The organism is Thioalkalivibrio halophilus (assembly GCF_001995255.1).
Lineage (GTDB): Bacteria > Pseudomonadota > Gammaproteobacteria > Ectothiorhodospirales > Ectothiorhodospiraceae > Thioalkalivibrio > Thioalkalivibrio halophilus.
Genome location: NZ_MUZR01000068.1, coordinates 16,477 through 27,573 on the forward strand (window position 1 = coordinate 16,477; position 11,097 = coordinate 27,573).

Annotated in this window: 4 protein-coding genes; all 4 read left to right on the forward strand. The window is 68.9% G+C overall.

The genetic code is table 11. The features are described from left to right. Positions 1-30 precede the first annotated feature (30 nt). The 4 genes from B1A74_RS13270 to thiI all read left to right on the forward strand — a co-directional run bounded on the left by B1A74_RS13270 (position 31) and on the right by thiI (position 11,027). Entirely contained in the window at positions 31-7,074 is a 7,044-nt protein-coding gene (locus B1A74_RS13270) for an autotransporter domain-containing protein (RefSeq protein ID WP_244269229.1), read from the forward strand. A 130-nt stretch (positions 7,075-7,204) separates the two neighbouring features. Continuing rightward, complete coding sequence (locus B1A74_RS13275; protein ID WP_077244905.1) at positions 7,205-8,410, forward strand: diguanylate cyclase domain-containing protein; 1,206 nt, start codon at positions 7,205-7,207, stop codon at positions 8,408-8,410. Positions 8,411-8,568: 158 nt separating this feature from the next. Continuing rightward, the gene (locus tag B1A74_RS13280; protein ID WP_167769424.1) at positions 8,569-9,537 is read left to right on the forward strand and encodes a YbgA family protein; all 969 of its coding nucleotides are present in this window, start codon (positions 8,569-8,571) and stop codon (positions 9,535-9,537) included. Then, positions 9,534-11,027 carry a tRNA uracil 4-sulfurtransferase ThiI gene (gene thiI / locus B1A74_RS13285; protein ID WP_077244907.1) on the forward strand — a complete coding sequence of 498 codons (1,494 nt, stop codon included), beginning with the start codon at positions 9,534-9,536 and terminating at the stop codon, positions 11,025-11,027. The genes B1A74_RS13280 and thiI overlap by 4 nt, the downstream gene beginning before the upstream one ends. Positions 11,028-11,097: the final 70 nt, after the last annotated feature.

The window sequence follows — 11,097 nt, forward strand, 5'->3', positions numbered from 1 at the left end:
CGAGGCGTTCTGACAGGGGCGCTTGCCGTTGTGTTGCTGTTTCCGACCAGTGCTCACGCGTTGTGGGACTGGTTATGGACCGGCGAAGACAGTGCCGACTGGTTCGCCGCCGGTAACTGGTGGGACGACGATGGGGAGTCCACGGGTGCGCTCCCCGGGGGCGGTGACTCGGTGCTGATTGCCCGGGAAGGCGTGCATGGAGGCAATCCCTGGCCGGTGATCGACGGAGAAGAGGCGACTGTCGACTGGCTTAGTGTGGGGGCGGATCCGGAAACTGCCGAGCTGACCATCCGGAACGGCGGGGTTCTGGACGCGAGGAATGTGGGTATCGGGAGCGACCTGACGGACAGTGACGCCGGCGTTCGTCGTGGCCGCGTGACGGTCACCGGCGAGGGCAGTGAACTGGTGGTGGATGACCCTGATGGTGGCTTGAGCGTAGGCTACTACTCGAACAGCACGGCGGAGCTGTTCATTGAGGATGGAGGAGTGGTGCAGGCGAGCCAGACCGACTTCGGTGTTCCCAACCTCGTGGGCGGCGATGACGGGGCCTCGGGCTATGTGGAAGTCATTGGTGAAGGATCGAGGTTCACGAACATCGGCGATCTGGATTTGGGGGGATCGTTCCAGTTCACGTCAAGCCTGGGTGTAACCGGCAACGTGAGGGTGATCGACGGAGGCAAGCTGGTTGTCACCGGGGAGCTGGGGCTTGGCTCTGAGCCGGGGAGCGTCGGCCTGCTGGAGATCGGAAGCAGCGGGGAAGACGCCCCGGGCCATGTGTATGTCCAGGATGGCATCGTGGCCAGAGAAGGCGAGTCGTTGATCCATTTCCAGCACGGGGATGAGGACTACTATTTCACCGAAGACGGGACAATTGAGGGACAGGCGCCGGCACTGGAAGGGGCACTGAATCTGCACCATTACGGGACCGGGCAAACCCTCCTGACCGGGCACACCCATGAACTGACGGGGGTGGTTGACGTTCACCGGGGGACCCTCGGGGTCGAAGAAGGGAGCATGGATCTGCAGTCGGAGCCCCTCCGGGTGCTGGACGAAGGGACCTTTTTCGTGGGGGCTGGCGGACAGCTGGACGCCGAAGAGGTCGAGGTCGGTGAAGACCCGGGGGAACCGGGTCGCCTCCAGGTTGCAGAGGGTGGTCACCTGGATGTCTCGGACGGTCTGCTGCTCGGTGGTGAAGGTGAAGGTGAGCTGGAGCTGGCTGGCGGGAGCGAGGGCGAGCTCGAGTCTGCGGTTGCGGGCCGCGACAGCGGGGGAAGCGGCCGTGTCGAAATCGACGATTCCTCTTTGGCGGTGGCGCGTGGGTTCACCCTGGGGCGGGCAGGAACCGGAGAACTGGTGCTGACCGATGGAGGTCAGCTGGATACCGCAACGGCAACCCTCGGAGAAGAGGCGGGTGCTGAAGGTGAAGTGCATCTTGAGGCAGGCCTCTGGATCAGCCGGGGTGAATTGACGGTGGGAGATGCCGGTGCCGGCACGGTTACCGTCGAGGAAGGTCTGGTTGAAACGGACGACGTCGCGAACTTCGGGGCTTCTGATTCTGGCGAAGGGACGCTGGAGGTCCTCGGCGAGGATGCCGAATTCCTGGGTCGTGTCTGGATTGGCAAGAAAGGGCACGGGGTTCTGGAGGTCAGGGATGGCGGGCGCGTCGGTGGTAACCAGCTTTATCTGGCCCAGAGGGAAGGCGGGAGTGCTGAAGGTCGTATCACCGGAGAAGGGACCCGGATCGACCGCGGGGATGCGGACCTGAACACCGTAGCGGTGGGCAGCAGGGGCACGGCCCGGCTGGAAGTATCGGACGGCGCGGAACTGGCCGCGACAAGGTTGTTTCTGGGCCGGTATCTCGGAGCAGAAGGGCATCTCGTTCTCGGGGACGGCGAGAGGGCCGGCATCCTGAAGGTGGACGAGACGTTCGAAGTCGGCGACGGCCACGGGATCCTCGAGTTCGATCACGCGCAAGCGCCTTATCACTTCACCGACACCGGGGAGGACGACGGAACCGAAGTCGCTCTGTCCGGCGAGGTGGAGCTGCGCCATACCGGGGAAGGCACCACGGTGTTTTCCGGGGATTATGCACTGGGCGCAGACTCGATCATCGAGGAGGGCACCCTGCAGGTCGGCGCAGGGGATGAATCCGGATCCATCGAGGGACGGGTCGAGAACGACGGCGTGCTGGCCTTCAACCGCGCCGACGAGTACACGGTCGAGGCGGACGTCTCGGGGGATGGTGATCTGGTCCAGCGTGGCGAGGGCGCGCTGATCCTGGACTCGGAGCAGGACTACACCGGCGAGACCCGGGTGGAGTCCGGCACCCTGGTGGCGGATGCGGATCTGAGTGCGGCCTCGGCGCGCGTGCTGGACGGGGGCACGCTGGCCGGGCGCGGAACCCTGGGGGATACCACCGTGGAAGATGGGGGTCGCCTGGATCCGGGCAATTCGGTCGGCAGCCTGACCGTGGACGGCGATCTTCTGCTTTCGCCCGAGTCGCGGCTCGACTTCGCCCTGGGCGCACCCGGCGAGGATGAGCCGGATGCCGGTACCAGCGACCGCATCGAGGTGACGGGCGATCTCATCCTGGACGGGGTGCTGGACCTGCGTCAGAGCGAGGATGGGGACGATGGCGACGCCGGGTTCGGGTATTACCGGCTGATGACCTGGGAGGGCGCGCTCACCGATAACGAGCTGGAGATCGGCGAGAGCCCGGAACTGGACGAGGGGGCCCTCTTTCTGCTGAACCCGGAAGGCGGGTATCTGGACATGCATGTGGCGGTGGCCGGCGATGACACCCTGCAGCACTGGCAGGGTGGCGACGGGACCTGGAGTGATGCCTCCGAGCAGTGGATGAACGATGGCGGCGAGGTCGCCGTTCCCTGGGCCGGCAACCATGGCGTGTTCCGGGACGAAGGGGATTATCAAGGCGGGACCGTTGAGGTCGAGGGCACCCAGTCGTTCAAGGGCCTGCAGTTCGTCGACGAGGATTACCGCCTGGAAGGGCCGGGGGTCATCGCCCCCGACGCCGACGAGGACGGTGAACTGCGGGTGCTGGCGGACCGCGCCGAGATCGCCGTGGACATCACCGGTGACGGCAAGCTGTACAAGACCGAAGGCGGTACCGCCGTGCTGACCGGCGAGGCCACGCACGCCGGCGGCACCCGGATCGAATCCGGTGTCCTGCAGGTGGGTGATGGCGGAACCGAGGGCCGGCTGGCCGGCGACGTGGAACTGCTGGAGCCGGGCACCCTGCGGATGGACCGCAGTGATGACGCGACTCTGGACGGGGCCGTGACCGGTGATGGTGACCTGGTGCATGCCGGCGACGGGACCCTGGTGCTGACCGGCGACGTGGCGCCCGGAGAGACCCTCATCGAAGGCGCCACCCTGCAGGTGGGGGACGGCGGTGAGGCCGGGACGCTCGATGGCGACGTACACAATGAGGGCACGGTGGTATTCGATCGCGCCGATACGGTCGTGTTCGGCGGCGCACTCGAGGGCGAGGGCGATCTCGTCCAGCGTGGTGAGGGCACGCTCGCGGTCGACGGGGCTCAGGCGCTGGAAGGCGAGACCCGCGTGGAGTCCGGCGTGCTGCGGGTCGATGGTGATCTGGGGGGATCCGCCACCACGGTCACCGACAACGCCACGCTGGCCGGCGACGGCACGGTCGGTGCGACCCGCGTCGAGGACGGTGGCGTAATGGACCTTTCGGTCGGGGCCGGGGCACTGCGTATCGACGGCGATCTGGCACTGGACCCGGGCGCCACGCTGGATGTGGCGCTGGGGGAACCGGGCGAAGAAAACCCCGCCGACGGCGTGAGCGGCCGCGTGGAGGTCGGTGGCGACCTGACCCTGGACGGTACCCTGGATCTGCGCGCCAGCGAGGCCCCGGATGCCGGCGATCCCGGGCTCGGTTACTACCGCCTGATGACCTGGGAGGGAGACCTGAATGACCGCGATCTGGCCGTCGGCGACCTGCCGGAACTGGAAGAGGATGTCCTGCACGAGCTGCAGTACGGCGATGACCGGCTGGACCTGTTCATCGGTCTGGAAGGCGATGACAGCCTGCAGCACTGGCAGGGTGGTGACGGCGTCTGGAGCGATAATGGCGCTGACTGGCTGAACAAGGGCGGTGAGATCGCCGTCGCCTGGGGCGGGCAGCACGCCGTGTTCAAGGACGCCGACCCCTATCGCGGCGGCACCGTCGAGGTCGAAGGCACGCAGGCCTTCGAGGGCATGCAGTTCGTCGACAGCGGCTATCGTCTGAGAGGTGACGGCGAACTGGAGACGTCCGACGAAGGCGAGATCCGCGTGCTCGCCAGCCATGCCGAGATCCGGACGGATATCACGGGGTCCGGCGCGCTCACCAAGACCGAAGAGGGGACCCTGCTGTTCTCGGGGGATGCCGATCATGCCGGCGGCACGGACGTCGAGGCCGGCGAACTGTTGCTGGACGGCGGGTCCATCGACCACGCGGGTGCGGAGACCCGCGTGGGCATCGCGGGTGGCACGGCCCGCCTTGGCGTGGAGGACGGCGCGACCGTGCGGGATGGCGGCGCCACCCTGGGTGAATTCGAGAACGCTGCCGGTCATGCCCGTGTGCAGGGTGCCGGCTCACGCTGGGAGAGCGCTGGCGGCCTGCGGGTCGGTGCCGCCGGGGAGGGAGAACTGGAGCTCCGCTCCGGAGGTGAGCTGGCCAGTGAGTTCGCCTACATCGGGGCCGCCGGGACCGGCAGCGGGCGCGTGCACGTCAGTGGCGACGGCACCCGCGTCGATATCGCGGACGACCTGATCGTCGGTGACGGCGGGCAGGGCCGGGTCGAAGTCGAACGGGGTGCGCGGCTCGGCGCCGGGGCACTGGATATCGGGTACGCGGACTCGGCCGAAGGCAGCGCGAAGGTGGCGGGTGCCGGCACCGAACTGGAGGTCGACGGGCGCCTCACCGCGGGTACATTTGGTGAAGGCGAACTGGCGATCGCGGATGGCGCCGAGGTGCAGGCCGGCAGTGGCTCGGTCGCTCGGTTCGCCGAAGCCAGCGGGCAGGCCGCGGTCATTGGTGAGGACTCGCAGTGGGCGATGGACGGCATGCTGGCCGTCGCCGCGGGGCGGGATTCCGCGGGCACCGTGCTGGTCGCCGAAGGCGGCCGGATCAGCGCCGGTGCAGGCGTGGCCCTGGGTGCGGGAGCGGACAGCGAAGGCACCCTGGAGATCGGCGGCACGGACACGGCCGGGGTCGTGGAGGCCGGACGGATCGAAGGGTTGGGCGATGGCGCCACCCTGAGCCTCACGCACGGTCAGGAGGACTATCACCTGACCTTCGACGGCACCGCTGGAGGAGACCCGGTGACGCTCTCCGGCGACCTCGACGTGGTGCACGCGGGCGCCGGCATGACCGTCATCGAGGGCGAACACGACCTGAGCGGCGATGCGGACGTGCATGGCGGCAACCTGCGGGTGAACGGTTCCATGGCCGATTCGGCGGTTACCGTGCACGCCGGCGGGGTGATCTCCGGTACCGGCACCGTGGGCGACCTGAACGTGGCGTCCGGGGGGCAGGTGCGGCCCGGCAACTCGGTGGGCTCGCTCGCGGTGGCCGGCGACATGACCCTGGAATCGGGCAGCGTCCATGTGGTGGAAGTCTCCGAGGACGGATCGGAGGCGGACCATACCGGCATCGGCGGGGAGCTGACCATCGAGGACGGGGTGCGGCTCCACGTCACCGAAGAAAACGGCGGAGATGGCCGTCTGTTCGAGGGCGACGAAATCACCCACACCGTGCTGGCGGCGGAAGGCGGCGTGGACGGCAGCTTTGACGAGGTCTCCGACGATTTCGTCTTCCTGGATACCTCGGTGGCGTACTCCGATACCGGGGTGCAGCTGACGCTGTCACGGGTGGCGGTGTTCGAGAGCGCGGCGGAAACCGCCAACCAGCGGGCCGTCGCGGGGGCCCTCGATGAACTGGCCGGCGACGAACCCGTTTCCGCGCTGGTGGATTCGCTGCTGGTCCGGGATACGCACGGTGCCCGTGCCGGCCTGGATTCTCTGAGCGGTGCGGATCATACCCATGCCCAGCAGGTCGGCATGCGCAGTGACCAGCGTTTCCGGGGTCTGCTTCGGGGACGCATGGGGGGTACAGTCGCTCCGGCCGCCGGCGAGGTGGCAAGTCTGTCCGACCTGGCCGGTACGCAATGGGCCTCCGCGGGCAGGCCGTCCGGTGCTTCGGCAACGAGTACTCCGGAATCGGATCGCCACTGGTGGGTGCGTGCCCAGGGCGGTCAGGGAGAGATCGATGACACCTCCGGTGCGGCCGGCTCGGACTACAGTTTCGGAGGCATTGCGCTGGGGGCTGACACGTCCCTGGGAGAAGACGGCTTCATGGGGGTCGGCCTGGGCTTCAGCCGGGCAACCGCGGACAGTGGGGCGGCCGACATCGACGTGGATTCCTGGCAGGTGGCCGTCTACGGCGGCTGGGAACGCAACGGTTATTACGTCCGCGGTGATGTTGGTGCGAGTTACCACGACGCCGAAACCGATCGCGACGTTGCCCTGACCGGTGACACCGCGGAGGCGTCCTATTCTGCGACGGGCGTTGGGGCCGGCGTGGAATTCGGGCGCGGCTTCGACGTCGGAGAGCGGACCCGCGTGGCGCCATTTGCCGGGCTGGATTATCAGCAGCAGAGCCGCGAGTCGTTCACCGAATCCGGCGCCGGCCAGGCGAACCTGCAGGTGGACAGCGAGCGCGAGCATTCGCTGCGGACCCGGCTGGGCGTGAATCTGGACCAGCATTTCGAAACCGCGGGCGGGGCGGAACTGGTGCCGAACGTCGAGGTGGCCTGGCTGCAGGAACACGGTGACCGGGCCAGCGAGATGCGCACGGCTTTCGACGGGGCACCCGAGCAACAGTTCACCATAGAGGGGCCGGAACTCAGTCGTGACCGGATCCACGTGAATGCGGGACTGAGCGCCCGTTTCGGCGAAGGAAGTCGGGTGGATGTCGGTTATCACGGGGAATTCGCGAGTTCCGATGACGTCCACGCGGCGGGGATTACCTTCCGGCAGAGCTGGTAGTTCGACTGTCAGCAGTGGCTTCGGCCATCGGCCGGGGGAGGGCTCAATACCGCCCGGTTTGCGCGGTTGTGTTGCCGGGGGTGTGATGGCGTTCGCATAGTGCCGGAGGCACGCAGCGGGCGGGGAGCGCATGCAGTTTTCGCAAAGGGTGAAGCGGATCGGCGGGCGTCTGGTGAATGCCATCACCCTGGCATTCGTGGTTCTGCTGGCGGGGATGCTCGTGGTGGTGGCCAACAGTGTCTGGCAGAACCAGCGGCTGCTGGACGAGCTCCACCACATGACCGAGGAACGGGCCCAGCGGATCCAGCTGGCGTCCGATCTGCTCGAGGCGGCCTACAACCGGCACCAGACCATGGTGAATCAGGTGCTGACGGATGATCCGTTCGAGCGTGACGACCTGCTGATGGAGTACCACCACTGGGGTCACCGCGTCGGCGAGGTCCGCGAGGCCCTGGACGAGCGCGTGACCGAGGCGGTGGCCCGCGAGCGGCTGGAGGAGCAGGATGCCCTGATCCCGGAGATCGTGGAGCTGCAGGACGAGGTGGTGGATCTCGCGGCGCGCGACGAGATCGAGCCGGCGATGGCGATCCTGAGCGACCGTCTGTTCGAGCTGGACCGGGAGTTCGACATCTCGATCGAGGAGCTGCGGGCCCACGAGCGGGCGCAGATGGAGGCCGCGGCCGAACGCGCGCGCGAGGTCGGGGCCAATACGCAGCGGTTCATGCTGGTGTTCGGGGGAGGCGGCGTGCTGTTCGCCCTGGCCCTGACGCTGGTGACGCGCCGGACGCTGGTGGCGATGCATCATGATCTGCGGGAACAGGCCTCCCGGCTGGAGGAGGCCGGCCGTCGGCTGGAGCACGAGGCCACGCACGATGCCCTGACCGGCCTGCCCAACCGGCGTGCCTTCTATCGACAGCTGGAGGAGGCGATCGAGCGCGCGGGTGAGACCGGCGAAACGTTCTCGGTGGCCTTCATCGATCTGGACCAGTTCAAGCCGGTGAATGACCGCCTGGGGCATGCCGCGGGGGACGAGCTGCTGGGCGTTGTGGCCCGGCGGCTGCAGGAGGCGGTTCCGGAGTCCGCGTATGTGGCGCGGGTGGGCGGCGACGAATTCGCCGTGCTGCTGGCGGACGAGGCCTCGCCGGAGACGGCAGGCGAGCGGCTGAAAGCAGCGGTGAGCCGGCCGGCGCAGCTGGCCGCGGGCGAGGTGACGCCCGCGATGACCCTGGGCTGGGCCGACGGGCCGGGGGACGGTGATCCGGATACGCTGCTGGGGCGCGCCGATCGCGAGATGTATGCCCGCAAGGCGGGTCGTACCCCGACGCCGTCCTTGTAGCGGCGGGGCACCGTGCGAAGAGGCCCGCCAGAGCTCGGCCGGACCCTGCCGACGCACTTTCCCGGAGGTTTCCATTTCCTTTGACCTTCGGGGGCGCCTACCATATGCGCTCCGAAGTACCGAGAACCGGGGCCGGTGGAAGGCTACGGCGCGCAACGATGAACGATCCCGACACTGTCCCGCCACGACCCCGTCTGGGGGTCTCGCGCTGCTTGCTGGGCGAGCGTGTGCGCTACGATGGCGGTCACCGCCGCGACGACTGGCTGACGCAGGTGCTGCTCCCGCATGTGGAGCTCGTGGCCCTGTGTCCGGAGGCCGAGGCCGGTCTGGGCACTCCACGCGAGCCGATGCAGCTGGAACGCGGGCCCGGGGATACGCAGCGACTGCGCGGACGCGAAAGCGGGCAGGATCATGCGCCGGCCCTGCGTGCCTGGGTCGATGGGCGGTTGCCGGAACTGGAAGGGCCCGCGGGTCCGGATGGCTACGTTCTGAAGGCGCGCTCGCCCAGTTGCGGGCGCGCGGTGCCGGTCAACGGCCAGCGCGAGCCGGGTCCGGGCCTGTTCGCAGCCGCGCTGGAAACGGCCGATCCGTCGCGGCTGCTGGTGGACGAGACCGCGCTGCACGATGCAGCGGCGCGCGAGGCGTTCGTGATCCGGCTGTTCGCCCTGGCGCGGCTGCGCGAACGCCTGGCCACGGAGTGGACTGCCGGTGACCTGTCGGCCTTCCATGCGCGCGAGAAGATGCTGCTGCTGGCCCATGGCCGGCCGGACTACGACCGCCTGGGTCGCCTGGTGGCGGCCGCCGGGACGCGCCCGCGCGCGGAGCTGGCGGCCGAATATGCAGAGGTGTTTGCCCGGGCGCTGGCGCGCGGGACCACGCGCGGCGCCCACGTGAACGTGCTGCAGCATCTGCTGGGGCATTTCCGCGAGCACCTGCCCGCGGACGAACGCGCGGCCCTGCAGACCGCCATCGAGGACTTCGGCGCGGGTCGCCGGGACCGCATGTCGGTGGTGCGCCGGCTGCGGGAACGCGCGGATGCGCTGCAACTGGACTGGGTGTGCCGGCAGAGCTATCTGCGGCCGGCGCCGGATGAACTGCTGACGGGTGAAGACCCCGCGAACGAATGACTGCCGAATCCGATCTGATCATTCTCCGCCAGGCGCCGGAGATCCACCTGAAGGCGCCCGGTACGCGGCGCCATTTCACCCGCATCCTGCAGCGCAACCTGCGCCGGGCACTGGAGGACGTGCCGCACCGTCTGGCCACCGCGCAGGGGCGCCTGCTGCTGCGCACGGCGGAGCGCGAGCGGGCGCTGGAGATCCTGCCGCGGGTATTCGGCCTGAGCACCTTCTCGCCGGTGGTGGCCGAGGTCGAACCCGAGCTGGAGGCCATCGTGGACGGCGTGCGGCGGCATTTCACCGAGGCGGTGCGCGGCCGGACCTACGCGGTGCGCTGCAAGCGCCAGGGGACCAAGCGCGTGTCGGCCACCCGCATCGAGCGCGAGGCGGGCGCGGCCCTCAATGGCCCCGGGAAGGTGAACCTGGATGCGCCCGACGTGACCGTGCGCATCGATCTGCAGGAGGATCGGGCCTGGCTGTTCAGCGAACGCCGGCGGGGAGCCGGTGGGCTGCCGCTGGGAGTGCAGGGGCGCACGCTGGTGCTGCTGTCCGGGGGCTTCGATTCGGCGGTGGCCGCGTGGTACATGATGCGTCGTGGCACCACGGCGGATTTCGTGTTCTGCAACCTCGGCGGGGCCACCCACGAGGCGATGGTGGCGGCGATCGCGCGGCGTCTGGCGGGCGACTGGGCGCACGGCACCCGTCCGCGGCTGTACGTGGTCAACTTCGAGGCGGTGGTGGAGGACCTGCGCGCCAACGTCCCCGGCGACATGTGGCAGATCGTGCTCAAACGGCTGATGTACCGCGCGGCCGAGGCGGTGGCGGCGCGCAGCGGGGCCGAGGCCCTGGTCACCGGCGAGGCCCTGAGTCAGGTGTCCTCGCAGACCCTGTCCAATCTGCAGACCATCGACGCGGTGGCCACGCTGCCGGTGCTGCGGCCGTTGATCGGTTTCGACAAGCAGGAGATCACCGACCGGGCGCGGGCGATCGGCACCTTCGAGCTGTGCGAGCGGGTGCCGGAGTTCTGCGCGCTGTCGGAGCAGCCGCCGCTGGTCGAGAGCCGCACCTCGCGCATTGAACGCGCCGAGGCGGCGCTGGATCCGGCCATTCTGCAGCAGGCGATCGACGCGGTGTGCGAGCGCGATCCGCTGGCGGTGGATGACGGACCGGACGGGGTCGAGGGCGAGGGCGAGGGCGAGGGGATCTTCGTGGACCGCATCCCCGAGGGGGCCACGGTGATCGACTGCCAGCCACCGGAGGCCTACCGGCGCTGGCACTGGCCGGGGGCGGAGAACCATCCGGCCGACACCCTGCTGCAGGCCTTCGCCGACTGGCCCGCCGACCGCGAATACGTGCTCTACTGCCAGCGCGGCAGCAATTCGGCGGTGATCGCCGAGCGCATGCAGCGGGCCGGGTTCCGCGCGCGGGCCTTCCGCGGCGGGCTGAACCGCCTGAAAAGGCAGGAGGCCAGCCCCCTGGCCGACCCGGCGCAGGGGTAGCCCGGATGCGGAATCGGCCGGAGGGCCGGCCTCCTACCGGCAGGATTTGACCGTAGATACCGTGTCTCGC

Coding starts and splice junctions, on each gene's coding strand:
- thiI (WP_077244907.1), top strand. CDS start 9,534: ATGACTGCCGAATCCGATCTGATCATTCTCCGCCAGGCGCCGGAGATC.
- B1A74_RS13280 (WP_167769424.1), top strand. CDS start 8,569: ATGAACGATCCCGACACTGTCCCGCCACGACCCCGTCTGGGGGTCTCG.
- B1A74_RS13275 (WP_077244905.1), top strand. CDS start 7,205: ATGCAGTTTTCGCAAAGGGTGAAGCGGATCGGCGGGCGTCTGGTGAAT.